Origin of the sequence: Aromatoleum sp., assembly GCF_032027225.1 — a bacterium.
Classification (GTDB): Bacteria; Pseudomonadota; Gammaproteobacteria; order Burkholderiales; family Rhodocyclaceae; genus Aromatoleum.
Window position 1 is genome coordinate 90956 of sequence record NZ_JAVSMM010000017.1, and the last position, 23724, is coordinate 114679.

At 62.4% G+C, this 23724-nt stretch carries 36 protein-coding genes and 1 pseudogene; 2 read left to right on the forward strand and 35 right to left on the reverse strand.

Annotated elements, in window-relative coordinates:
- Window positions 1-210 precede the first annotated feature (210 nt).
- From cas3 to ROZ37_RS17095, 4 genes are all read right to left on the reverse strand, one after another.
- Window positions 211-1929 carry a CRISPR-associated helicase Cas3' gene (gene cas3, locus ROZ37_RS17080; RefSeq protein ID WP_312661197.1) on the reverse strand — a complete coding sequence of 573 codons (1719 nt, stop codon included), beginning with the start codon at window positions 1927-1929 and terminating at the stop codon, window positions 211-213.
- Window positions 1824-2444, reverse strand: a complete 621-nt coding sequence (locus tag ROZ37_RS17085) for a CRISPR-associated endonuclease Cas3'' (protein ID WP_312661198.1) — start codon at window positions 2442-2444, stop codon at window positions 1824-1826. The genes cas3 and ROZ37_RS17085 overlap by 106 nt, the downstream gene beginning before the upstream one ends.
- Window positions 2445-2811: 367 nt before the next feature.
- Window positions 2812-3309 carry a single-stranded DNA-binding protein gene (gene ssb, locus ROZ37_RS17090; RefSeq protein WP_312661129.1) on the reverse strand — a complete coding sequence of 166 codons (498 nt, stop codon included), beginning with the start codon at window positions 3307-3309 and terminating at the stop codon, window positions 2812-2814.
- Window positions 3310-3330: 21 nt separating this feature from the next.
- Window positions 3331-4515 (reverse strand): MFS transporter, encoded by a 1185-nt coding sequence (locus ROZ37_RS17095; protein WP_312661131.1) that lies wholly within the window; start codon window positions 4513-4515, stop codon window positions 3331-3333.
- 136 nt (window positions 4516-4651) lie between these two features.
- Here ROZ37_RS17095 and uvrA point away from each other — a divergent pair, with 136 nt between their 5' ends.
- A complete protein-coding gene (gene uvrA / locus ROZ37_RS17100; RefSeq protein ID WP_312661132.1) occupies window positions 4652-7477 on the forward strand; it encodes an excinuclease ABC subunit UvrA in 2826 nt (941 codons plus the stop codon).
- A gap of 282 nt (window positions 7478-7759) precedes the next feature.
- Window positions 7760-8059 carry a hypothetical protein gene (locus tag ROZ37_RS17105; protein WP_312661134.1) on the forward strand — a complete coding sequence of 100 codons (300 nt, stop codon included), beginning with the start codon at window positions 7760-7762 and terminating at the stop codon, window positions 8057-8059.
- A 17-nt stretch (window positions 8060-8076) separates the two neighbouring features.
- Here the strand turns inward: ROZ37_RS17105 and galE are convergent, their stop codons facing one another.
- The 31 genes and pseudogenes from galE to tuf form a co-directional block, all read right to left on the reverse strand.
- Window positions 8077-9099 (reverse strand): UDP-glucose 4-epimerase GalE, encoded by a 1023-nt coding sequence (galE, locus tag ROZ37_RS17110; RefSeq protein WP_312661136.1) that lies wholly within the window; start codon window positions 9097-9099, stop codon window positions 8077-8079.
- 228 nt (window positions 9100-9327) lie between these two features.
- Complete coding sequence (gene rplQ / locus ROZ37_RS17115; RefSeq protein WP_312661140.1) at window positions 9328-9738, reverse strand: 50S ribosomal protein L17; 411 nt, start codon at window positions 9736-9738, stop codon at window positions 9328-9330.
- Window positions 9739-9763: 25 nt separating this feature from the next.
- Window positions 9764-10744 (reverse strand): DNA-directed RNA polymerase subunit alpha, encoded by a 981-nt coding sequence (locus tag ROZ37_RS17120; protein WP_312661142.1) that lies wholly within the window; start codon window positions 10742-10744, stop codon window positions 9764-9766.
- A 39-nt stretch (window positions 10745-10783) separates the two neighbouring features.
- On the reverse strand, window positions 10784-11413 hold the full coding sequence (gene rpsD / locus ROZ37_RS17125; RefSeq protein ID WP_312661201.1) for a 30S ribosomal protein S4: 630 nt from the start codon (window positions 11411-11413) through the stop codon (window positions 10784-10786).
- A 26-nt stretch (window positions 11414-11439) separates the two neighbouring features.
- Window positions 11440-11829, reverse strand: a complete 390-nt coding sequence (gene rpsK / locus ROZ37_RS17130) for a 30S ribosomal protein S11 (RefSeq protein WP_011237995.1) — start codon at window positions 11827-11829, stop codon at window positions 11440-11442.
- Between the two features lie 12 nt (window positions 11830-11841).
- Window positions 11842-12204 (reverse strand): 30S ribosomal protein S13, encoded by a 363-nt coding sequence (gene rpsM, locus ROZ37_RS17135; protein ID WP_312661154.1) that lies wholly within the window; start codon window positions 12202-12204, stop codon window positions 11842-11844.
- A gap of 53 nt (window positions 12205-12257) precedes the next feature.
- Window positions 12258-12371 (reverse strand): 50S ribosomal protein L36, encoded by a 114-nt coding sequence (gene rpmJ / locus ROZ37_RS17140; RefSeq protein WP_084600394.1) that lies wholly within the window; start codon window positions 12369-12371, stop codon window positions 12258-12260.
- A gap of 21 nt (window positions 12372-12392) precedes the next feature.
- Window positions 12393-12611 carry a translation initiation factor IF-1 gene (infA, locus tag ROZ37_RS17145; protein ID WP_312661158.1) on the reverse strand — a complete coding sequence of 73 codons (219 nt, stop codon included), beginning with the start codon at window positions 12609-12611 and terminating at the stop codon, window positions 12393-12395.
- A gap of 3 nt (window positions 12612-12614) precedes the next feature.
- Entirely contained in the window at window positions 12615-13940 is a 1326-nt protein-coding gene (gene secY, locus ROZ37_RS17150) for a preprotein translocase subunit SecY (RefSeq protein ID WP_312661160.1), read from the reverse strand.
- A gap of 16 nt (window positions 13941-13956) precedes the next feature.
- Entirely contained in the window at window positions 13957-14394 is a 438-nt protein-coding gene (gene rplO, locus ROZ37_RS17155; protein ID WP_312661162.1) for a 50S ribosomal protein L15, read from the reverse strand.
- A 1-nt stretch (window position 14395) separates the two neighbouring features.
- Window positions 14396-14578: a 50S ribosomal protein L30 gene (rpmD, locus tag ROZ37_RS17160; protein ID WP_312661163.1), complete on the reverse strand. Its 183-nt coding sequence runs from the start codon at window positions 14576-14578 to the stop codon at window positions 14396-14398.
- 3 nt (window positions 14579-14581) lie between these two features.
- Window positions 14582-15106: a 30S ribosomal protein S5 gene (rpsE, locus tag ROZ37_RS17165; protein WP_312661164.1), complete on the reverse strand. Its 525-nt coding sequence runs from the start codon at window positions 15104-15106 to the stop codon at window positions 14582-14584.
- A 12-nt stretch (window positions 15107-15118) separates the two neighbouring features.
- Window positions 15119-15472, reverse strand: coding sequence for a 50S ribosomal protein L18 (rplR, locus tag ROZ37_RS17170; protein WP_312661165.1), 354 nt, complete (start codon window positions 15470-15472; stop codon window positions 15119-15121).
- Between the two features lie 12 nt (window positions 15473-15484).
- Window positions 15485-16018: a 50S ribosomal protein L6 gene (gene rplF, locus ROZ37_RS17175; protein WP_312661166.1), complete on the reverse strand. Its 534-nt coding sequence runs from the start codon at window positions 16016-16018 to the stop codon at window positions 15485-15487.
- A gap of 9 nt (window positions 16019-16027) precedes the next feature.
- A complete protein-coding gene (gene rpsH, locus ROZ37_RS17180) occupies window positions 16028-16423 on the reverse strand; it encodes a 30S ribosomal protein S8 (protein ID WP_312661167.1) in 396 nt (131 codons plus the stop codon).
- Window positions 16424-16435: 12 nt separating this feature from the next.
- Window positions 16436-16741: a 30S ribosomal protein S14 gene (gene rpsN / locus ROZ37_RS17185; protein ID WP_312661168.1), complete on the reverse strand. Its 306-nt coding sequence runs from the start codon at window positions 16739-16741 to the stop codon at window positions 16436-16438.
- A 7-nt stretch (window positions 16742-16748) separates the two neighbouring features.
- Entirely contained in the window at window positions 16749-17288 is a 540-nt protein-coding gene (rplE, locus tag ROZ37_RS17190; RefSeq protein ID WP_312661169.1) for a 50S ribosomal protein L5, read from the reverse strand.
- Window positions 17289-17297: 9 nt separating this feature from the next.
- Window positions 17298-17615, reverse strand: coding sequence for a 50S ribosomal protein L24 (rplX, locus tag ROZ37_RS17195; protein ID WP_312661170.1), 318 nt, complete (start codon window positions 17613-17615; stop codon window positions 17298-17300).
- Between the two features lie 12 nt (window positions 17616-17627).
- Window positions 17628-17996 (reverse strand): 50S ribosomal protein L14, encoded by a 369-nt coding sequence (gene rplN, locus ROZ37_RS17200; protein ID WP_312661171.1) that lies wholly within the window; start codon window positions 17994-17996, stop codon window positions 17628-17630.
- A 141-nt stretch (window positions 17997-18137) separates the two neighbouring features.
- The gene (gene rpsQ / locus ROZ37_RS17205) at window positions 18138-18407 is read right to left on the reverse strand and encodes a 30S ribosomal protein S17 (protein WP_312661173.1); all 270 of its coding nucleotides are present in this window, start codon (window positions 18405-18407) and stop codon (window positions 18138-18140) included.
- A complete protein-coding gene (gene rpmC, locus ROZ37_RS17210) occupies window positions 18404-18598 on the reverse strand; it encodes a 50S ribosomal protein L29 (RefSeq protein ID WP_053420935.1) in 195 nt (64 codons plus the stop codon). The genes rpsQ and rpmC overlap by 4 nt, the downstream gene beginning before the upstream one ends.
- Window positions 18599-18600: 2 nt before the next feature.
- Complete coding sequence (gene rplP / locus ROZ37_RS17215; RefSeq protein ID WP_312661203.1) at window positions 18601-19017, reverse strand: 50S ribosomal protein L16; 417 nt, start codon at window positions 19015-19017, stop codon at window positions 18601-18603.
- Window positions 19017-19811, reverse strand: coding sequence for a 30S ribosomal protein S3 (gene rpsC, locus ROZ37_RS17220; RefSeq protein WP_312661179.1), 795 nt, complete (start codon window positions 19809-19811; stop codon window positions 19017-19019). The genes rplP and rpsC overlap by 1 nt, the downstream gene beginning before the upstream one ends.
- Window positions 19812-19820: 9 nt before the next feature.
- The gene (gene rplV, locus ROZ37_RS17225) at window positions 19821-20150 is read right to left on the reverse strand and encodes a 50S ribosomal protein L22 (protein ID WP_312661181.1); all 330 of its coding nucleotides are present in this window, start codon (window positions 20148-20150) and stop codon (window positions 19821-19823) included.
- Window positions 20151-20159: 9 nt separating this feature from the next.
- Window positions 20160-20435, reverse strand: coding sequence for a 30S ribosomal protein S19 (gene rpsS / locus ROZ37_RS17230; RefSeq protein ID WP_312661182.1), 276 nt, complete (start codon window positions 20433-20435; stop codon window positions 20160-20162).
- 10 nt (window positions 20436-20445) lie between these two features.
- The gene (gene rplB / locus ROZ37_RS17235; protein ID WP_312661183.1) at window positions 20446-21273 is read right to left on the reverse strand and encodes a 50S ribosomal protein L2; all 828 of its coding nucleotides are present in this window, start codon (window positions 21271-21273) and stop codon (window positions 20446-20448) included.
- 6 nt (window positions 21274-21279) lie between these two features.
- Window positions 21280-21585, reverse strand: a complete 306-nt coding sequence (rplW, locus tag ROZ37_RS17240) for a 50S ribosomal protein L23 (RefSeq protein ID WP_312661184.1) — start codon at window positions 21583-21585, stop codon at window positions 21280-21282.
- On the reverse strand, window positions 21582-22202 hold the full coding sequence (gene rplD, locus ROZ37_RS17245) for a 50S ribosomal protein L4 (protein ID WP_312661186.1): 621 nt from the start codon (window positions 22200-22202) through the stop codon (window positions 21582-21584). The genes rplW and rplD overlap by 4 nt, the downstream gene beginning before the upstream one ends.
- 11 nt (window positions 22203-22213) lie before the next feature.
- Window positions 22214-22858 (reverse strand): 50S ribosomal protein L3, encoded by a 645-nt coding sequence (rplC, locus tag ROZ37_RS17250; protein WP_312661188.1) that lies wholly within the window; start codon window positions 22856-22858, stop codon window positions 22214-22216.
- Between the two features lie 114 nt (window positions 22859-22972).
- Window positions 22973-23284 carry a 30S ribosomal protein S10 gene (gene rpsJ, locus ROZ37_RS17255; RefSeq protein WP_312661189.1) on the reverse strand — a complete coding sequence of 104 codons (312 nt, stop codon included), beginning with the start codon at window positions 23282-23284 and terminating at the stop codon, window positions 22973-22975.
- 64 nt (window positions 23285-23348) lie between these two features.
- Window positions 23349-23724: pseudogene (tuf, locus tag ROZ37_RS17260) on the reverse strand (elongation factor Tu); the annotation flags it as partial.

Here is a 23724-nt window from a genome sequence, read left to right on the forward strand (position 1 = left end):
TCCACCTCCTTGCGGCTGACCCTTGGCGCGCTCGCCGCGCGGGATTCCCACAAAAATGGTTCGCCGGACAGTGAAATCACGTCGTTCCTCATCAGTGAAGTCCCGCGCGATCAGCTCACTGCTTGCGCTGCCAAAATAATTGACGCTGTTGGTGCGGTCTTGACCGATATAGATCTTTCCGTTGGGGTAGGCGACTTTTCGCCGATGTACTCACCACATCAGACTCTCCCCCTTCAAAAACGCCGGATCGTCCCAGCTCAACCCAAACCGATCGTCGTACAGATCCATCGTCATCAGCGCCATGAACTGCTCGCCCCAGCGTTCCGGCGCTACCGGCTGAATCGCGCCGGACTTGCTCAGCGCGTCCAAGCCCTGCCGCGGCAGTTGCACGAGGTAGGGCTGAAGCGCTCGAGCGAGGGCGCCGCTCCTGTCCGCGAAGCGCAGCGCCTGCAGCGCCTCTCGCGCCGTGCGGTCGAACGGAACGATCACCGGCATCTGCACCGACTCGATCATGCGAAAGCGTTCGGCCAGCGTTTCCATCGGTAGCGTGTCGGGGCGGCTGCGCTGAAGCAGCCGAAGTATCGGACGATCGCCGCCGTCGAGTGCGGCGTCGCCCTTCTGCCAATACAACTCGCGGAAGTAGGCCTCGATTGCGAGCGGCGACAGCGGGTCGTCCGCGTAACTGCGCAACACCATTGCCGCCGCCTGGGCGAACTGCTTCAGCTCGGGCGGCGGCGCCCAATCGGGGTTGGCGGTGGAAAACACGAGCACTTCGCTGTCCGCGATATCGCGCCGCCCTTCACGATTGCAGCGACCGGCGGCCTGGGCGATGGAGTCCAGTCCGGCCTCCGCCCGCAGCACCAGCGGGAAATCCACGTCGACGCCGGCCTCGATCAGCGAGGTCGAAACCAGCCGGCACGGCCGTCCCTGTTTCAGGTCGTCGCGCGCGCCCGCCAGCACCTCGCTGCGGTGGCGGGCACACATCAGCGTCGTCAGGTGACGTGCGCCGGACTGATCCGCCATCGCCTGGAATACCGCCCGGGCGTGGCGGCGATTGTTCACGATGCACAGCACCTGCGCGTGCGCACGCATGCGCTGAGCCAGCGCCTCGTCGTCCAGCGCGCCCACGTGCCTCACTCGGACCCGCTCCAGCTTGCGGAACAGCACGGGTGGTTCGGGCGCGAGTTCGCGGACCTGCTCCAGCCCGCCTTCAAATTCGGGGGCCTGCAGTGCGGGCTGGGTGGCGGTACACAAGACCATGCTGCTGCGGTAATTGCGCGCCAGCTCGTCGAGCGCGGCGACGGCCGGGCGCAGCAGCTTGAGCGGCAAAGTCTGAGCTTCGTCCAGGATCACGACGCTGCCGGCGATGTTGTGCAGCTTGCGGCACTGGGAAGGCCGGGCGGCGAACAGGCTCTCGAAGAACTGCACCGCGGTGGTGACGACGATGGGCGCGTCCCAGTTCTCCATCGCCAGCTTCAGCTTCTCCTGCGACTGGTAGCGTTCGGCACCGTCGCGGGACAGCGACGGAGCCATGAAGGCGCTGTGGTGCTCCAATACGGCAGCTTCGCCGAGTTCACCCAGCGCGCGGCGGAATACCGCCGCGTTCTGCTCGACGATGCTGGTAAATGGAATGACGAAGATCACCCGCCGCAGCCCGTGGCGTATCGCATGATCGAGTGCAAACGCGAGCGAAGCCAGCGTCTTGCCACCCCCGGTAGGCACCGTCAGCGAAAACAGGCCCGGGGCGAGATCAGCCTGTCGACGAGCACATGCCAGGATGTCGCCTCGGATCCGATTGACCTCGGAATCGGCCGAAAAACAGGCTAAATGGGTATCGAGTCGGTCGCGCAGGACGTCGAGCGAGGGGACCTCAACCTCGCGCGCCGACGGGCGATTCTCCACCCGGTCGTAGAAGGCTTCGGTGTCCAGATAATCCGCATCGACCAGGCACGAGAACAACATCCGCACGAAAAATGCGGTCTGGAAGCCACGGAGCTCTGCCCCGGCAAACTGAAACGGCAGATCTCCGAGCGTACCGGGCAGTTTGATCTCGTGTTGCCACTGCGTGATGAGCGGGGGAATGCCGAGGCCGCCAATCGGTCTCGCAGCGCGGTGCGCTCCCCTCCGTCGTACCCATTCGCCAAGCCCGCGTGATGGCCGGCAATTCCGTACGCAAGGAGGTAGCCAACCGGGCCATACCATTCGAGCGCAAGCATGGCGCCACGGGTGGCATGGTCGACGCGAACGGCTTCACCCGAAATGCGGCGCTGGAAATCCTCGGTGTACTTGCCTATGTCGTGGAGGATGCCGGCAGCCTCCGCCATGCGGCCAGCCCCGAATACGGCCGCGCTCCGCCCCGCCATCCGCCCGACATTCAGGAGATGCTCCGCAAGGGGCTGCCAGTCCGCCCGGTCGCCCTTCTGCGTCGAATGTGCGAAAAACATCAAGTACCGTCATCTCCCGCCGAAGAAAGCAACCCGTACCGCGAGGCACCCGTCGAACGATGCTTTTCACATAATACTCGCGCATGCAGACGTCCGGTCCATTTTCGTTTCGTGCATGACAGCTACGTGTTTCTCGGCCGCAAAGCTTCTTCGCGGTCGAATTCACCCGCGGATCACCTCTGAACCTGTCGGCCTCGACAAGTCCGGCGAGGGCGGTCCTCCAGATGCTCGGCGCCCTCATTGCGCGCTCGGAGGCAAGGGAATAGCCGCGGCCCGCGTCCTGGGCTATCGCGCCCCGAGAAGCGCCGAAAAAAAACGGAGCCGAATCAGCGGCTCCGTTTTTCATTTATGTTTCAGGAAGGGGACGTCAGAACGGGATATCGTCGTCGAAATCCCCGAAGCCGCCCGACCCGCCGCTCTTCGGCGGCGCCTTCGGGGCTTGCTGCGGGGCCGGGCGCGAGGGCGCCGCCGGGGCGTCGTAACCGCCCGCGTCGTACTGGCGCCCCGACGCATCGCCCCCGCCCGCACCCTGGCGCGAGCCGAGCATCTTCATTTCATCGCCGCGGATTTCGGTCGTGTAGCGATCCTGGCCTTCCTTGTCCTGCCACTTGCGCGTCTGCAGCCGGCCTTCGACGTAGATCTGGCTGCCCTTGCGCAGGTATTGCGCGGCGATCTCCGCGAGCCGACCGAAGAACACGACGCGGTGCCATTCGGTCTGTTCCTTCTTTTCGCCGGTGTTCTTGTCCTTCCAGCTTTCGCTCGTCGCGACGGTGATGTTGCAGATCGCGTCGCCGCTCGGGGCGTAGCGTGTTTCGGGATCCTTGCCGAGATTGCCGATCAGGATCACTTTGTTCAGGGAAGCCATGAGGTACTCCTCGAGGATTGATTAACGTGCCGTCGCGGCAGGAACGGCACGTCGGGGAGGCGGATTCATCGTCGCTGCGAAGAGCAGCCAGATCAGTGCGAGCAGGCCGCAGGCAAGGTTGACCGCGCCCGGGCCGAAATGCTGCGCGACCCAGCCGCCAAGCATGCCGCCGAGGAACAGTCCGACCGACTGCAGCGTGTTGTACAGGCCGAGCGCGGCGCCTTTCGAATGGGCGGGTGCAACCCGTGAAATCCATGACGGCAGGATCGCTTCGAGGACGTTGAAGGCGACGAAAAACAGCGTCAGCCACAGGCCGAGCCACCACAGCCCCTGTCCGAACGCGTAGAGCCCGATCTGCACGATCAGCAGCAGCACGACCGCGCTGTTGAAAACCGCCTTCATCTTGCCCCGTCGCTCGGCGACGATGACCGCCGGCACCATCAGCGCGAACGACAGCAGGACCGCGGGCAGATAGACCTTCCAGTGCTCCGGCAGCGCGAGTCCTCCGCCGGCGACGAGCGCCGCGGGCACCAGCACCCACATCGCGGTCTGGATCAGATGCAGCGCGAAAACGCCGCCATTGAGCCGCATCAGCTGGCCGTCCCGCAGCACATCGACGAAGCTGCCCGCCGGCGCACGAGGCACCGGAGGTGCCGCGGGCACGACGTAGAGCACGACGCCGATCGCGGCGAATGCAAGCACCGCGGTGAGCCAGAAGATGCCGTCCATGCCGATCGCCGCGTATAGCGTCGGGGCGGCAACCATCGAAATCGCGAACACGAGGCCGATGCTCGAACCGATCATCGCCATCACCTTTGTCCGATGCTGATCGCGCGTGAGGTCGGCCGCGAGCGCGGTCACCGCTGCCGAAATCGCGCCGGCGCCTTGGAGCACGCGCCCGACGATGATCGTCTCGATGTTCCCCGCGAGTGCGGCGACCGTGCTGCCGACGACGAACAGCAACAATCCGAACACGATCACCGGCTTGCGCCCGAAGCGGTCCGACGCGATGCCGTAGGCGATCTGCAGAAAGGCTTGCGTGAGCCCGTAGGCGCCGATCGCGAGGCCGACGAGTGTCAGATTGTCGCCGCCCGGGACCTTGTGCGCGTGGACCGCAAACACCGGCAGGATCAGGAACAGCCCGAGCATCCGCAACGCGAAGATCGCGGCCAGGCTCGCGCCGGCGCGCTTTTCGGCGGGGGTCATGGAGTCGTGCTCGGGTCGTGACATCTAGGCTGGCAACGAAGCAAAGCGGGGATTCTAGCATCGGTGCTTGACGGGTTTGGTTGGCGTCCGCGTTCTCTCGTATAGTGGCGTGCTCCGCTTTCGCCAGCCCCGCCTCATGGACGAGATCCGCATTCGCGGCGCGCGCACGCACAATCTCAAGAACATCAGCCTCGACCTGCCGCGCAACCGGCTGACGGTCATCACCGGATTGTCCGGCTCGGGCAAGTCGTCGCTCGCGTTCGACACGCTGTACGCCGAAGGGCAGCGCCGCTACGTCGAGTCGCTGTCGGCGTACGCGCGACAGTTCCTGCAATTGATGGAGAAGCCGGACGTCGACCTGATCGAGGGCCTGTCCCCGGCAATCTCGATCGAGCAGAAGGCGACGAGCCACAATCCGCGCTCGACGGTCGGCACGGTCACCGAAATCCACGATTACCTGCGCCTGCTGTACGCGCGCGCCGGCACGCCGCACTGCCCCGATCACCCGGAACATCCGCTCGAGGCGCAGACGGTGTCGCAAATGGTGGACCATGTGCTTGCGCTGCCGGAAGACACGCGGCTGATGATCCTCGCGCCGGTCGTCGCTCACCGCAAGGGCGAGCAGAGCGATCTGTTCTCGGAGTTGCGCGCGCAGGGTTTCGTACGCGCCCGCGTCGATGGCGAGGTGTACGAGCTCGATGCGCTGCCGCCGCTCGTGAAAGGCCGCCGGCACACCGTCGAGGTCGTCATCGACCGTCTCAAGGTGCGAGCGGACCAGCGCGGCCGGATCGCGGAATCCTTCGAGACCGCGCTGACGCACGCAGACGGCCGGGCGATCGCGATGGAGATGGACACCGGCGCCGAGCATCTCTTTTCCGCGCGCTTCGCGTGCCCGGTGTGCAGCTACGCCTTGGCAGAGCTCGAGCCGCGCCTCTTCTCGTTCAACAACCCCGCCGGCGCTTGTCCGAAGTGCGACGGGCTCGGCCAGGTCGAATTCTTCGACCCGGCGCGCGTCGTCATCCACCCCGAACTATCGCTCGCCGCCGGCGCGATCCGCGGATGGGACCGGCGCAACCAGTTCTATTTCCAGATGCTCGCGAGCCTGTCGAGCCATTACGGCTTCGACCTCGACACAGCGTTCGACGCGCTGCCGGCCGACATTCGCGAAGTCGTGCTCCATGGTTCGGGGCGACAAAAAATCCGCTTCCGCTATCCGTCCGACAACGGACGGATGGTCGCGAAGGAGCACCCGTTCGAAGGCATCATCCCGAATCTCGAGCGGCGTTACCGCGAGACCGACTCCACCGCGGTTCGCGAGGAGCTGACGAAATACCGGGCAACCTGCGCATGTCCCGTCTGCGACGGCACGCGGCTTCGCTCCGAGGCGCGCCACGTGCTGATCGGCGGCCGCTCGATTCACGCCGCGAGCCGGATGCCGCTCGGCGAATGCAGGGCGTTCTTCGAGGGGCTCGCACTGACCGGACACCGCGCCCTCGTCGCCGGCAAGATCGTCAAGGAGATCTCGGACCGACTGAGCTTCCTGATCAATGTCGGACTCGACTACCTGTCGCTCGATCGCTCGGCCGACACGCTTTCCGGCGGAGAGGCGCAGCGGATCCGTCTCGCGAGTCAGATCGGTTCCGGGCTCACCGGCGTGATGTACGTGCTCGACGAGCCGTCGATCGGGCTGCACCAGCGCGACAACGATCGCCTGCTCGGCACGCTGCGACAACTGCGTGACCTGGGCAACACCGTCATCGTCGTGGAGCACGACGAAGATGCGATCCGCGCGGCGGACTATGTCGTCGACATGGGGCCGGGAGCCGGCGTCCATGGCGGAGAAATCATCGCGCGCGGCACCCCCGGCGAAATCGCGGCGAACGAAACGTCGCTGACCGGCGCCTATCTCGCCGGCCGCTATTCGATTCCCGTTCCGGCTCGGCGCAGGGCTCCTGACCCTGAGCGCGTCGTGACGCTACGCGGCTGTTCGGGCAACAATCTCAAGGACGTCACCGCCGAACTTCCGGTCGGCCTGCTGACCTGCATCACCGGCGTATCGGGTTCGGGCAAGTCGACGCTGATCAATGACACCCTTCACGCGGTCGCCGCGAAGCATCTCTACAACTCGAATACCGAGGCGGCCCCGTACGTCTCGGTCGACGGCCTGGATTTTTTCGACAAAGTGATCAACGTCGATCAATCTCCGATCGGCCGCACACCGCGGTCGAACCCCGCGACCTACACCGGACTGCTGACGCCGGTGCGCGAGCTCTTCGCTGGCGTTCCGGAAGCGCGCGCGCGCGGCTACGGGCCGGGCCGGTTCTCGTTCAACGTCAAGGGCGGACGCTGCGAGGCCTGCCAGGGCGATGGCCTGATCAAGGTCGAGATGCATTTCCTGCCGGACATGTACGTTCCGTGCGACGTCTGCCACGGCAAGCGCTACAACCGCGAGACCCTCGAAATCCGCTACAAGGGCAAGACAATCTTCGAAGTGCTCGACCTGACGGTCGAACTCGCGCTCGAATTCTTCCGCCCGGTCCCGGTCGTTGCGCGCAAGCTCGAGACGCTGATGGACGTAGGGCTCGGTTACATCCGTCTCGGCCAGAGCGCCACCACGCTCTCGGGCGGCGAAGCGCAGCGGATCAAGCTTGCGCTTGAACTTTCGAAGCGCGACACCGGGCGCACCCTGTACATCCTCGACGAGCCGACCACCGGCCTGCATTTCCGCGACATCGAACTGCTGCTCGGCGTGTTGCATCGCCTGCGCGACCATGGCAACACCATCATCGTCATCGAGCACAACCTCGACGTCATCAAGACCGCGGACTGGCTGATCGATCTCGGACCGGAGGGCGGCGACCGCGGCGGACAGATTGTTTGCGCCGGAACTCCCGAAGCCGTCGCGGCCGATCCCGCCAGTCATACCGGGCGATATCTCGCGCGCGTGCTCGGGACCCCGTGACCGTTTTCCTTGTGACCCAAACTCCGTCGCACCGCCGACTCGCACCGACACGGCACTTAAAAAGCCGCGCGCACCCAGCAATCATCGACGCCGGCTCGCTGTCGGCCACCATCCCAATGATCCCGCCGTGTGGCTGCTGGCCGGAGAGTCGAAAGGCGCCCGCCCTGGTTGCCCGTCCGGCAACTTCCTCCCGGTGCGCCCCTTACTTCGGCTTACAATCACTCCATCATAGTCGCTTGCAATGGCGTCCGGCCCGGACGCGCGCAATTCCAGGAGAACGCGATGGCCGAAGTGCCGAAGGACCCGCAGAGCATCTTCCTTGACCGGATAGAGCGACGCGTCAAGACGTTCGCGACCTTGCTCGAAGCGGGCCTGGGCGTTTATGTCGCGCCTGACGAGCAGCAGCGCACCCGGTCGATCGAGCAGTTCGTGCGCCTGACGGCACGAAAGAGCGAACTCCCGCTGCTCTCGACCGCTACGCTAGCGCGGGCATTTGAGATCGTCAGCGCGCATCTCGAAGCGACGCAGAAAGTTCTCCCGCACGACGTGCAATACCGCAACCGCGTGCGAAAGTCCTGGTAACGGCCGGACGCTCTCACTTACACGTCGGGATAGCCCTGCGGATTCGCGACCTGCCAGTGCCAGGCATCGCGGCACATCGCGTCGAGATCGTATTCAGGCCGCCAGCCCAGCACTTCGCGCGCGCGCGACGGATCCGCCCAGCATTCCGCAACGTCGCCAGGGCGCCGCGCGGCGACTTCGTATGGCACCGTCCGGCCCGACGCCCTCTCGAATGCCCGGACGACTTCGAGAACGCTGTAGCCGCGCCCGGTTCCGAGATTCAGGCAGCTGACACCGGGCAACACGTCAATCCGCTCGACCGCTCGGACGTGACCGCGAGCGAGGTCGACCACATGAATATAATCCCGCACTCCCGTGCCGTCCGGCGTGCGATAGTCCGCGCCGAAGACCTGCAGGCGCGGCAGGCGTCCGACGGCGACCTGGCTGATGTATGGCATAAGGTTGTTGGGCAAGCCGTTCGGGTCCTCGCCGATTCGCCCGCTCGAATGTGCGCCCACCGGATTGAAGTAGCGGAGAAGCACGACGTTCCAGCGCGGATCAGCCGCGGATAGATCGGACAGGATGCGTTCCATCATCCACTTCGTCCACCCGTACGGGTTCGTCGCCCCGGTCGGAAAATCCTCCGTGATCGGCACACGATCCGGCTCCCCGTAGACCGTCGCGGACGAGCTGAAAACGAGCCGACGAACGCCGAACTCCGCCATGACATCGGCGAGTGCGATCGTTCCGCCCAGGTTGTTGTCGTAATACGCCAGCGGCTCGCGTACGGATTCCCCGACCGCCTTCAGCGCCGCGAAATGAATCACCGCAGCGAACTCGTACCGCCGGAATATTTCCCGCAGAGCCGCGCGGTCGCGCACATCGACGCGATGAAAACCGGCCAACGGGCGACCCGCGAGCTCCTCGATCCGTTCGAGCGCAGCCACTTTGCTGTTGCAGAAGTTGTCGACGACGACGACGTCGTGTCCGCTCTGCAGCAGCTCGACGCAGGTATGCGAGCCGATATATCCAGCTCCTCCGGTCACCAATATCAAGCTCACGCCACCTCCTATCGCTCAACGCGTCCCAATCGGTCTTAACGCTAATCCATGAGCCCTGCTACAAACCCATCGTCGGGTCGCGAATCACGGCTTCACGGACGGCAGGCGTAGCAGGGAGCGCTCGTCGCCCTCTGGCCGTAACCGCTTTGCCGAACGAGGATAACGGCCTCCCGCGGACAAAAAAAAGGGCCGGATAACCGGCCCATTTTCTCACGCACTGCGATGCGATCACGCAGCGGAAGCTTCACGCTCGTCGGCTGCTTCGACAGCTTCGCCCTCGACCGGGCGGTCGAGCAGCTCGATCAGAGCCATCGGGGCATTGTCGCCATCCCGGAAACCGAACTTCAGAATCCGGAGATAGCCGCCGTTACGGGCGGCAAAGCGCGGGCCCAGCTCGTCGAACAGCTTCACGACCATATCGCGGTCGCGAAGACGGTTGAAAGCCAGCCGACGATTGGAAAGGCTCGGCTTCTTACCCAGCGTGATCAACGGCTCGACCACGCGGCGCAGTTCCTTCGCCTTCGGGAGAGTCGTCTTGATAACCTCGTGACGCAGCAGCGAGTTGGCCATGTTGCGGAACATGGCCTGACGGTGGCTGCTAGTACGGTTTAGTTTGCGAAGACCGTTGCGGTGACGCATTTTTCTTCCTCACTCAACTGACGTCTCAACCGAGCTTTTCAAGCCCGGCCGGAGGCCAGTTTTCCAGTTTCATGCCGAGAGTCAGCCCACGCGAGGCCAACACTTCCTTGATTTCATTTAGCGACTTGCGCCCCAGGTTCGGCGTCTTCAACAGTTCCGTCTCGGTCCGCTGAATCAGGTCGCCGATGTAGTAGATGTTCTCGGCCTTGAGACAGTTGGCCGATCGCACGGTCAGTTCGAGATCATCGACCGGGCGGAGCAACACCGGGTCGATAGTCTGCGCTGCCGAGGTCTCGACAATCGGAGCGGTCCCTTCGAGATCGGCGAACACCGACAACTGGTCCATCAGCACGCGCGCGGCGTAGCGGATGGCCTCTTCCGGGTCGACCGCACCGTTGGTCTCGATATCGATCACCAAACGGTCCAAGTCCGTACGCTGTTCGACGCGCGCGCTTTCGACGAGGTAGCTGACTCGCCGCACCGGGCTGAACGACGCGTCCAGAACGACACGTCCGATCGTCTTGCTCTCGCCGGCGATCGGGCGGACGTTACCCGGCACATACCCGCGGCCCTCCTCGACCTTGATCTGCATGTCGAGCTTGCCGCCGGGGGCAAGATGCGCGATCACGTGATCCGGGTTGATGATTTCCACGTCGTGGCTGACTTCGATGTCACGCGCCGTCACGACGCCGTCACCGGACTTGGCCAGCCGCAAGGTTGCTTCGCTGCGGTTGTGGAGCTTGAGCACCACGCCCTTGAGGTTCAGCAGCAAGTCGACAATATCCTCGCGGACGCCATCCAGCGTCGAGTACTCGTGCAGCACGCCCTCGATCGACACTTCGGTCGGAGCATAGCCCGGCAGCGAGGACAAGAGGATACGCCGAAGCGCATTCCCCAGGGTATGGCCGAAACCGCGCTCGAACGGTTCCATCGTCACGCGGGCCTGAACCGGCGAAACACTCTGGACGTCGATGATGCGGGGTTTCAGCAGCGAATTGCTTTGCATCAGCAGTTCCTCGAATCTTTGATTCTTCGGGCGAACCCGTTAGCGGGAGTACAGTTCGACGACCAGACTTTCGTTGATCGTCGGCGGCAGCTCGGCGCGTTGTGGGTAAGCCTTGAAGATGCCCTTGCCGGCCTTGACGTCGACCTCGAGCCATTCGGGGAAACCACGCGATGCGGCCGCTTCGAGAGCCGCCTTGACGCGCAGTTGGCCGCGAGCCGCCTCGGTCAATTCGACGACCTCGCCCGGGCGCACGACGTACGACGGGATGTTGACCCGTTTGCCGTTCACCAGAATGCCGTTGTGGCGGACCAGCTGGCGCGATTCCGCGCGCGAGCCACCAAAACCCATCCGATAGACGACGGAGTCGAGGCGGCCTTCGAGCAGTTGCAGAAGGTTTTCACCGGTCTGACCGCGGCGGCGCTCGGCCTCGCCGTAGACTTTGCGGAATTGCGCTTCGAGGACGCCGTACAAGCGACGGATCTTCTGCTTCTCGCGCAATTGCACGCCGTAGCCCGACATGCGCTGACCAGATCGCTGACCATGCTGACCCGGCGCATACGAGCGTCGCTCGATCGCGCATTTGTCGGTAAAGCACTTCTCGGCTTTCAGAAACAACTTTTCGCCCTCGCGCCGGCACTGGCGGCACTTGGGATCCAGATTACGAGCCACGTTAAACTCCTTGCAAATTCGCCAAGTCAGATCCGACGCTTTTTGGGCGGCCGGCAACCGTTGTGCGGAATCGGCGTGATGTCGGTAATGCTGGAAATCTTCATGCCCAGCGCGTTGAGCGCGCGAACAGCCGATTCACGACCGGGGCCAGGCCCCTTGATGCGCACTTCGAGGTTCTTGACGCCGCATTCCTGGGCAGCCTTGCCGGCCGCTTCGGCAGCGACCTGCGCTGCGAACGGAGTGCTCTTGCGCGAACCCTTGAAACCCGCACCACCCGACGTCGCCCATGACAGGGCGTTACCCTGACGGTCGGTAATCGTGATGATCGTGTTGTTGAAGCTAGCGTGGACGTGAGCGATGCCTTCGGCAACGTTCTTCTTGACTTTCTTGCGAACTTTCGCAGCAGTTTTAGCCATTATCAGTTCCTATCACTTCTTGCCGGCGATCGCCTTGCGCGGTCCCTTGCGCGTGCGAGCGTTAGTCCGGGTCCTCTGACCGCGCAGCGGCAAGCCGCGACGGTGACGGACACCTCGATAGCAGCCCAGGTCCATCAGGCGCTTGATATTCATCGTCGTCTCGCGGCGCAGATCGCCCTCGACGACGAACTTCGCCACCTCGTCACGCAGACGCTCCATGTCGGACTCGGTCAGATCCTTCATCTTCGTCCAACGCGCCACGCTGGCGGCATCGCAAATGTTCTGAGCACGCGAACGGCCAATTCCATAGATGGCGGTCAGCGCAATCTCGGCATGCTTGTGGTTGGGAATGTTTACCCCAGCAATACGGGCCATTCGATTACCCCAAAAAGCGAAACATTAAATAATAAACGGTGAACGCCTGCAGATCAACCTTGGCGCTGCTTGTGACGCGGGTCGACGCAAATCACCCGCACCACGCCTTTGCGGCGGACGATCTTGCAGTTGCGGCAAAGCCGCTTTACCGAAGCCTGAACTCTCATTTTGTTACTCCTGTTTCTTGATTACTTGGTCCGGAAAACGATCCGGGCCTTGGTCAGGTCGTAGGGCGTCAGTTGCACAGAGACCTTGTCGCCAGGAAGAATGCGGATGTAATGCATCCGCATCTTCCCGGAGATGTATCCGAGAACCGAATGTCCGTTTTCGAGGCGGACACGGAAGGTTGCATTGGGAAGGTTCTCGGTGACCTCGCCCTGCATCTCGATGACGTCTTCCTTCGTCATGACTTACCTGATAGGAAGACCCGCACCCTTAAAGTTCGCCTTTTTCAGCAAACTTTCGTATTGGTGAGACATCACGTACGCCTGGACCTGCGACATGAAGTCCATCGTCACGACGACGATGATGAGGAGCGAAGTCCCGCCGAAGTAGAACGGCACGTTCCATTTCAGAATCAGGAACTCGGGCAGCAGGCACACCAGCGTGATGTACACCGCTCCGACGAGCGTCAGTCTCGTAAGGATCTTGTCGATGTAACGAGCAGTTTGATCGCCCGGACGGATTCCAGGAACGAATGCACCGCTCTTCTTCAGGTTGTCCGCCGTCTCCCGCGCATTGAACACCAGCGCCGTGTAGAAGAAACAGAAAAACACGATCGCCGCCGCATAGAGCATCACGTAGATTGGTTGCCCCGGAGCGAGCGTGGAAGAAATGTCACGTAGCCACGTCATTCCCTCCGAAGAACCGAACCATTGTCCCAGCGTCGCCGGAAACAGGATGATGCTCGACGCGAAGATCGGAGGAATCACACCCGACATGTTCAATTTCAACGGAAGGTGCGAGCTTTGCCCACCGTAGATCTTGTTGCCGACCTGGCGTTTGGCGTAGTTCACCAGAATCTTCCGCTGTCCGCGCTCGACGAACACGACGAACCCGGTAACCAGCACGACAAGCACACAGATCAACAGCGCAGTGAAGGGATGCATCGCACCAGTACGGACCAGTTCGAACAATCCGCCGATCGCGCTCGGGAGTCCGGCCGCGATACCTGCGAAAATGATCAGCGAGATGCCGTTGCCGACGCCGCGCTCGGTGATCTGCTCGCCGAGCCACATCAGGAACATCGTGCCGGTGACCAGGGTCGCAACGGTGACGAAGCGGAACATCAGACCGGGCTCAAGCACCAATCCGGGTTGACTCTCCAGCGCAATCGCGATCCCGAGGGACTGAGCGAACGCGAGCGCCACCGTTCCGTAGCGGGTGTACTGGGTGATCTTCCGCCGCCCCGCCTCACCTTCCTTCTTCAATGCCTCGAGTTGCGGCACCGCAACCGTCATCAGTTGCATGATGATCGATGCCGAAATGTACGGCATGATCCCCAGCGCGAAGATCGTGAAGCGCGAAAGCGCGCCGCCCGAGAAGAGGTTGAAGACCCCGAGAATGCCCCCGGCCTGCGACTGGAACAGCTCCGCCAGCCGCTCCGGATCGATGCCGGGAACAGGGATGTGCGCACCAAGGCGGTAGACGACCAGCGCCCCCACCAAGAACAGCACCCGGCGCTTCAGATCACCGAAGCGGCCGGGCGTACCCAGTGTGGCAGCAGGATTGGCCACTTTGCGATTCCTTCGTTTACTCGGACACCACGGAGCCGCCGGCAGCTTCGATCGCTGCGACTGCACCTTTGGTCGCGCCGACACCGCGGAGCGTGATCTTGCGCCCAATGCTGCCCGAGAGCACCACCTTCGCGGCCAGCGCGTCACCCGGAACAACGCCGGCTTGCATGAGCACCAACAGATCGATCTCGTCGACCGGCAGCTTGTCGAGCTCCGACAACCGCACTTCGACGTTCCGCGAAGCGGTCAGCGACACGAAGCCACGCTTCGGCAAACGGCGCTGCAACGGCATCTGACCGCCCTCGAAACCGACCTTGTGGAAACCGCCTGCGCGCGACTTCTGCCCCTTGTGACCCCGACCGCAAGTCTTGCCGAGACCGCTGCCGATACCGCGTCCGACGCGTTTGGCCGGCGACTTCGATCCCGCCGCGGGTTTAATCGTATTGAGCCGCATATCAACCCTCACACTTCACAAGGTAGGACACCTTGTTCACCATGCCGCGAACTTCGGGCGTGTCCTGCAGTTCGACCGTGTGATGCATGCGCCGCAGACCGAGCCCGCGAACCGTCGCACGGTGCGACTGCTTGGTGCCGATCACGCTCTTCACGAGCGTGACTTTGATCGTTTTCTCGGACATTGCTTACCCCAGAATCTCTTCAACGGTCTTGCCACGCTTGGCAGCGATCTGCGCCGGCGTGTTGATCGCGAGCAAACCGTTGAGCGTGGCACGCACGACGTTGTACGGATTGGCCGAGCCGAGGCACTTGCACGTGACGTCGGTCACGCCCATCACCTCGAACACCGCGCGCATCGGGCCACCGGCGATGATGCCGGAGCCGCTCGGGGCGGGCTGCATCAGCACTTCGGACGCGCCGTGCTTGCCGACCACCGAGTGCTGGAGCGTGCCGTTCTTCAGCGGAATTTTTGTCAGCTTGCGGCGCGCCTCGTCCATTGCCTTCTGCACTGCGACCGGCACTTCGCGCGACTTGCCCTTACCCATCCCGACACCGCCGTCGCCGTCGCCGACCACCGTCAGCGCAGCGAACCCGAGGATTCGGCCACCTTTGACGACCTTCGTCACACGGTTGATGGCGACCATCTTTTCGCGAAGGCCGTCATCCCGCTCTTCCGACGCCTGCGGTCGCTTGCTTTGTTGCTTAGCCATTCGAATCCTCGCTTAGAACTTGAGTCCGCCTTCGCGGGCGGCCTCGGCCAGCGCCTTGACGCGACCGTGATACTGGAAGCCGGCACGGTCGAAAGCAACCGCCTCAATGCCGGCAGCCTTCGCGCGCTCGGCAATCAGCTTTCCGACGACTTGCGCGGCTTGCTTGTTGCCACCATTCGCGACTTGCGAACGCACGTCGGTCTCGACAGTCGAGGCGGCTGCCAGCACCCGCGCTCCGCTGCCGTCGATGACTTGTGCATAGATGTGGGAGTTGGACCGGAACACGGTGAGGCGCACCGACTTCAGCTCCGCGATTTTGGCTCGGGTTTTACGAGCACGACGCAGACGAACTTCTTTCTTGTTCATGACGAACCGCCCTTACTTCTTCTTGGTTTCCTTGAGCACAACCACTTCGTCCGAATAACGGACGCCCTTGCCCTTGTAAGGCTCGGGTTCGCGGTATGCACGCACCTCGGCTGCGACCTGACCGACTTGCTGCTTGTCGATACCCTTGATCACGATCTCGGTCTGGGTCGGCGTTTCCACTTTCACACCGGTCGGCATCTGATGGACCACCGGATGCGAAAAACCCAGCGTCAGGTTCAGCTTGTCACCCTGGGCTTGAGCCCGATAGCCGACACCGACCAGCGTGAGTTTGCGCTCGAACCCTTTCGTGACTCCAGTCACCATGTTATTCACCAGCGCCCGCACGGTCCCGGACATCGCACGTGCGTTCACGGCACCTTCCCGCGCCTTGCACACGAGCTCGTCGCCTTCGCGCTCGACCACGACCGCGTCGCCGATGTACTGCCTCACCGAACCGAGGGGGCCCTTGACCGCAACTTCGCCGGCGCCGATAGTGACTTCGACGCCCTTCGGAATTGCAATCGGATTCTTAGCTACACGAGACATGAAACCCCCTTATGCGACGTAGCAAATCACTTCGCCGCCAACGTGACCGGCACGCGCCGCACGATCGGTCATCACGCCGCGCGGCGTGGAAACGATGGCGACACCGAGACCGTTCATGACACGCGGCAGATCGACAGTGCTCTTGTACACGCGCAGGCCAGGACGGCTGACACGCTCGATGCGCTCAATAACCGGGCGTCCGGCGTAATACTTGAGCGCGACGTCGAGCTCGGGCTTGCCATCCGCCTCGCGAACCGAGTAACCGTCGATGTAACCTTCGTCCTGCAAAACCTTGGCGATCGCGACCTTCAGCTTCGAGCAAGGCATCGATACACTGACCTTCTGAGCCTGCTGACCATTGCGGATCCGGGTCAGCATGTCGGCGATAGGATCGGACATACTCATCTGCTAATCTCCTTACCAGCTCGCCTTGGTCATGCCGGGAACTTCGCCGCGGAACGCGAGATCGCGAAGCTTGTTGCGGCAAATGCCGAATTTGCGGAAAACGCCACGCGGACGACCGGTCAGGGCACAGCGGTTCCGCTCGCGAACCGGACTTGCATTGCGCGGCAACTGCTGCAACTTCAGACGCGCACTCATGCGCTCTTCTTCCGACAGCTTGAAATCGTTGATCTGCGCGATCAGCGCGGCGCGCTTGGCGGCGAACTTTTCCACCATCTTGCGGCGCTTCTCTTCGCGATTGATCAAAGCCAGTTTCGCCATAACACCCTCAATTCTTGAACGGAAACTTGAACGCGGCGAGCAGCGCGCGCGCTTCCTGATCGCTCTTCGCGGTCGTCGTGATGCTGATGTTCATTCCGCGAAGCGCATCGATCTTGTCGTACTCGATTTCGGGGAAGATGATCTGCTCTTTGATCCCGAGGTTGTAGTTACCCCGACCATCAAAACCCTTCCCGCCGATTCCACGGAAGTCGCGGATGCGCGGCATCGCGACCGTCACCAGGCGATCGAGGAATTCGTACATCTTCGCCCCGCGCAGCGTAACCATGCATCCGATCGGATAGCCGTCGCGAATCTTGAAGCCCGCGATGGATTTACGCGCCTTGGTGACAACCGGCTTCTGACCGGCGATCTTGACCATGTCCCCGACGGCGTGCTCAAGAATCTTCTTGTCGCCGACGGCCTCACCCACCCCCATGTTCAGGGTGATTTTGGAGATGCGCGGCACCTCCATCACGGACTTGTAACCGAACTGCTTCAGCAATTCGGGAGCAACCGTTTCCTTGTAATGCTGCTGCAAGCGCGCCATTGCCACTCCTTACGCGTCCACCAGTTCGCCATTCGACTTGAAGAACCGCACCTTGCGGCCGTCCTCAAGCACCCTGATACCCACGCGATCGCCCTTTTGGGCAGCGGGGTTGAACAAAGCGACGTTGGAAATATGCAGCGGCATTTCCTTTTCGACGATGCCACCCACCTCACCCTTGAGCGGATTCGGGCGTACGTGCTTCTTGGCACGATTCACACCCTCGACCACAACGCGCTCGTCACCAACCCGACTCAGCACCAAACCGCGACGCCCGCGATCCTTGCCGGTCAGAACAACCACTTCATCACCCTTGCGGATCTTGTTCATCTCGATAACTCCTTAGAGCACTTCAGGCGCCAGCGAGACAATCTTCATGAACCGCTCGGTGCGCAATTCGCGCGTGACCGGCCCGAAGATGCGCGTACCGATCGGCTCGAGCTTGTTGTTGAGCAGCACCGCAGCGTTGCTATCGAACTTCACAAGCGAACCATCGGGACGTCGCACACCCTTCGCGGTGCGCACGACGACGGCGCTGTAGATATCGCCCTTCTTGACACGGCCACGCGGAGCCGCATCCTTGATCGTGACCTTGATGATGTCGCCGATGCCCGCATAACGGCGCTTGGAACCGCCGAGCACCTTGATGCACATCACCGAACGCGCGCCCGTATTGTCGGCGACGTCCAGCCTGGACTGCATTTGAATCATGAATTTATCTCCAACTTGCCCCGCTACAGCGGTCAGTCTTGGAACCCGTACGGGTAAGAAGCTCCGAGGAGCGAAAGCAAAGATCGAAAATTATAACAGCTCGGCATGTTACTGCCAAGCTGTCTGAGTGTTATCCAGAGTTCAGATAACGCGAGCTTTTTCGAGAACCTTGGCTACGCGCCAAGATTTGGTCTTCGAGATCGGGCGGCATTCTTCGATCTCGACCAAATCACCGGCTGCGGCACTCCCGTCTTCCACATGAGCGTGGTACTTCGCCGAGCGGGTAATGATCTTGCCGTAAAGTTCGTGCTTGACGCGACGCTCGACGAGCACGGTGACCGTGTTCTGCATTTTGTCGCTGACGACTCGACCAACCAGCGTACGCCGGACTTTTTCGATCTGTTCGGTCATTTCTGCACCGCCTTTTCCCGCAGAAGCGTGCGCACGCGCGCGATGTCGCGGCGCACCTTTCCGAGTTGGCTCGTATTACCGAGCTGCTGCGTCGCAAGTTGCATACGCAGCGAAAACTGCGCTTTCAGCAGCTCGAGCAACTCTTGATTCAATTCACCGGCGCTCTTCGCGCGGAGTTCACTCGCTTTCATGCTTACGCCCCTAGCTGACGGTGGACGAAGACCGTCTCGAGCGGAAGCTTCGCGGCGGCAAGCCGGAAGGCCTCACGGGCGAGCGTCTCGTCGACTCCGTCCATCTCGTACAACACCTTGCCGGGCTGGATCTCGGCGACCCAGTATTCGGGGTTGCCCTTACCGTTACCCATCCGCACTTCCGCCGGCTTCTTCGAGATCGGCTTGTCCGGGAAAATGCGGATCCAGATGCGACCACCCCGCTTGATGTGGCGGGTCATCGCACGACGCGCCGACTCGATCTGTCGCGCCGTCAGACGCCCGCGACCGACCGCCTTGAGCCCGAACTCGCCGAAGCTCACCTTCGCGCCGCGCGTGGCGACGCCGGTGTTCCGGCCCTTCTGCTCCTTACGATACTTTCTTCTAGACGGCTGCAGCATCATTCACTCCTGCTTTCTTCCGGCTGCCGGGACTGCCCCTCGGCGCTGCCACGACGGGCGGGACGGCGACCGGGACGACCCTCGCCGCCTTCGGGACCACGAGGTGCACCGCGACGGCCACGACGCGCGTCGGCTTCGGGCTCGACGACTGCCGGGCGCTCGTTGCGACCCAGCATCTCGCCCTTGTAAACCCACACCTTGATCCCGATGATCCCGTACGTCGTCTTCGCTTCCGAAACGCCGTAATCGATATCCGCGCGCAGGGTGTGCAACGGCACGCGCCCTTCGCGATACCACTCGGTCCGCGCGATTTCCGCACCGTTCAGGCGGCCAGCGCTCATGATCTTGATGCCCTGCGCACCCAGGCGCATCGCGTTCTGCATCGCGCGCTTCATTGCGCGGCGGAACATGATCCGCTTCTCGAGTTGCTGCGCGATCGAATCGGCGATCAGTTTCGCGTCGACTTCAGGCTTGCGGACTTCCTCGATATTGACGTGCACCGGCACGCCCATGATCTTCTGCAGTTCGCGCTTGAGCAGCTCGATGTCCTCGCCCTTCTTGCCGATCACGACGCCGGGACGGGCACTGAACAGCGTGATCCGGGCGTTCTTCGCCGGACGCTCGATGACGATCCGGCCCACCGAGGCGTGCGCGAGCCGCTTCTTCAGAAAGTCCCGAACCTTCAGATCTTCGTGCAGCATGCGGGAGTAATCACCGCTGGGAGCGAACCAACGCGAAGTCCAATCCCGCGTGACCGCGAGACGGAATCCGGTCGGATGAATTTTCTGACCCATAATTACCCCTTATTCTCCGACGGTCACGTAGATGTGGCAGGTCGGCTTCAGGATGCGGTTGCCGCGCCCCTTGGCCCGCGCGGTAAAGCGCTTCAGCGACGTGCCTTCCTCGACGTAGATCGTCTTCACCTTAAGGGTGTCGATGTCTGCGCCATCGTTATGCTCAGCGTTTGCGATTGCCGACTCGACCACCTTGCGGATGATCTTCGCGCCTTTTTTCGGCGAGAAGGCGAGGACATTGAGCGCCTGATCAACCGGCCTGCCCCGCACGAGGTCCGCCACCAGCCGGCCTTTCTGGGCCGACAGGCGAACGCCCCGGAGAATTGCTCTGGTTTCCATGATGACTCCTTACCTCTTCGCCTTCTTGCTCGCGGCGTGACCCTTGAACGTCCGGGTCAGCGCGAACTCGCCGAGCTTGTGGCCGACCATGTTTTCCGAGACGAATACCGGAACGTGCTGACGACCGTTATGGACTGCAATCGTCAAGCCGACGAAGTCCGGCAGCACCGTGGAACGGCGCGACCAGGTCTTGATCGGACGCTTGTCGTTGCTCGCCCGGGCGGCGTCAACCTTCTTCAGCAGGTGCGCGTCGACAAACGGGCCTTTTTTAATAGAACGTGCCATCTGTTACCCCTTAACGCTTGTGACGACGCTGCACGATCATCGTATCGGTGCGCTTGTTGCTGCGCGTACGGTAGCCCTTCGTCGGCTGGCCCCACGGACTGCGCGGCACACCGCCCTCGCCGGTACGGCCCTCGCCGCCACCATGCGGGTGATCCACCGGGTTCATCGCAACACCGCGGACCGTCGGACGAATACCGCGCCAGCGGTTCGCGCCCGCCTTGCCGATCTTGCGCAGTCCATGCTCTTCGTTGCCGACGACGCCGATCGCGGCGCGGCACTCGACGTGAACGCGCCGGACTTCGCCCGAGCGCAGACGGATCTGCGCGTACGCGCCTTCGCGCGCAAGGAGCTGAACCGAGGTGCCGGCCGCACGGGCGATCTGCGCGCCCTTCCCGGGCATCATTTCGACGCAGTGGATCGTCGAACCCACCGGGATGTTCCGGATCGGCAGCACGTTACCGGTTTTGATCGGCGCTTCCGGACCGCTGACGACCGTCTGGCCGACTTCGAGTCCCTTCGCTGCGATGATGTAGGAACGTTCGCCATCGCTGTAGCAAACCAGCGCGATGTTCGCCGACCGGTTCGGGTCGTACTCGATGCGTTCGACGCGGGCCGCAATCCCGTCCTTGTTGCGACGAAAATCGACGAGACGGTAATGCTGCTTGTGACCACCGCCCTGATGGCGAACCGTGATGCGCCCGCTGTTGTTGCGCCCTGCGCTCTTCGATTGCTTCTCGAGGAGCGCTGCGTGCGGACGGCCTTTGTAGAGGTCCGCATTGACCACCTTGACCATCGCGCGACGGCCGGCGGACGTGGGCTTGAGTTTAACCAATGCCATGATTCGTCACTCCCCGGCCACGAAATTGATTTCCTGGCCCGGCTTGAGGCACACGAAGGCCTTCTTCCAGTCCTTGCGGCGGCCCATCATCTTGCCGAAGCGCTTGATCTTCCCCTTCACGTTCGAGATCTGGACCGACTTCACTTCGACCTTGAACAGGAGCTCGACAGCCGCCTTCACTTCGGGCTTCGTCGCCGACGGCGCGACCTTGAAAACCACTTGCTCGTTCTTGTCGGCGACGTAGGTCGCCTTTTCGGAGATCTGGGGCGCGAGCAGCACCTGCATCAGACGCTCTTGGCTGAATCCGCTCATTGCCAAGCCTCCTCCATCTTGGCCAGCGCGCCCTTCGTCACGATGACTTTCTCATAGTGAACAAGCGACACCGGGTCCGCCTCGCTGACCTCGAGAACCAGCACGTCGTGCAGGTTACGGGAAGAGAGGAACAGGTTTTCATCGAACGCATCAGTGATCACGAGAACGGACTCGAGCCCCATCCCCTTCAGCTTCTGCGACAGCAACTTGGTCTTCGGCGCCTCGACGCTGAAGTTCTCGACGATCGCCAGACGATCTTCGCGTGCGAGCTGCGACAGGATCGCAGCCACGCCGGCGCGGTACATCTTGCGATTGACCTTTTGCGAGAAATTCTCGTCGGGCTTGTTCGGGAACGCCCGACCACCCCCGCGCCACAGCGGGCTCGACGCCATACCGGCACGAGCACGACCCGTACCCTTCTGCCGCCACGGCTTGTGCGTCGACTTGGCAATCTCCGAGCGCCCCTTCTGGGCACGGTTGCCCGAGCGCGCGTTGGCCATGTAAGCGACGACGACCTGATGGACCAGCGCTTCGTTGTAATCGCGACCGAACAGCGCATCAGAAGCCTGCAGCGTCGCCGCCTGCTGACCCTGATCATTCAACAGCTTAAGTTCCATAACGCCCTCGCTCAGCCACGGGCCTTGACCGCAGGACGGACGATGACATCGCCACCCTTCGAGCCAGGTACAGCCCCCTTAACCAGGAGCAACTGACGTTCGACATCGACGCGAACGACCTCGAGACCCTGCGTCGTGCGCGTGACGTTCCCATACTGACCCGCCATCCGCTTACCGGGGAACACCCGACCCGGATCCTGCGCCATGCCGATCGAACCGGGAGCGTTGTGCGAAATCGAGTTACCGTGCGATGCGCGGTTCGACGAGAAGTTGTGACGCTTGATGGAACCCGTGAAACCCTTGCCGATCGACGTGCCGGTGACATCCACCTTCTGACCGACGGCAAATAGGTCGACACCGACGACGTCGCCCGACTTGAAGCCGGCGACCTGCTCGGTTTCGACGCGGAATTCCTTGAGGATATGGCCGGCTTCGACGCCAGCCTTGGCGAGATGACCGGCAAGGGGTTTTCCAACCCGGCTCGCACGGCGCTTGCCGAACGTCACCTGAACGGCGGCATAGCCGTCGCTTTCAGGCGTCTTGACTTGGGTCACTCGATTATTGGACACGTCAAGCACCGTCACCGGGACACTCCTGCCGTCCTCAGCGAAAATGCGAGTCATGCCAACCTTGCGCCCTACAAGGCCTAGACTCATTTTTTTCTCCTGATCCCCGGTTACGATTGACCGGGCCCTATAAAAAATTTTACGCCAAAAGGCGTAAAGGCCGGATTATACCGGCCTTTTTCGAAACGCCGCAAGCGGGGACGCTTACTGCAGCTTGATCTCGACGTCGACACCGGCAGGAAGGTCGAGCTTCATCAGGGCGTCGACGGTCTTGTCAGTCGGATCGATGATGTCCATCAGCCGCTGATGCGTGCGAATCTCGAACTGGTCGCGCGAAGCCTTGTTCACATGCGGCGAACGCAGCACGTCGAAACGCTCGATGCGCGTCGGCAGCGGCACCGGCCCACGGACCACGGCACCGGTACGCTTTGCGGTGTCGACGATCTCAAGCGCGGACTGGTCGATCAGTCGATAGTCGAACGCCTTCAGACGGATGCGGATCTTCTGGTTTTGCATTTGGGAGGTCCTAAAAAGAGCGAGCCCGGGGCGACAGGCCCCGGGCGGAACAGTCTTCTTCTTCTTACTCGATGATCTTCGCGACGACGCCCGCGCCGACGGTACGGCCGCCTTCGCGGATCGCGAAACGCAGACCTTCTTCCATCGCGATCGGCGCCATCAGCTTCACGGTGATCGACACGTTGTCGCCCGGCATGACCATCTCGGTGCCTTCGGGCAGCTCGATCGAACCGGTCACGTCGGTCGTACGGAAGTAGAACTGCGGACGATAGTTATTGAAGAACGGCGTGTGACGACCACCCTCTTCCTTCGACAGCACATACACCTCACCGGTAAAGTGGGTGTGCGGCTTGATCGAACCCGGCTTGCACAGCACCTGACCACGCTCGACGTCTTCACGCTTCGTGCCGCGCAGCAGCACGCCGACGTTGTCGCCCGCC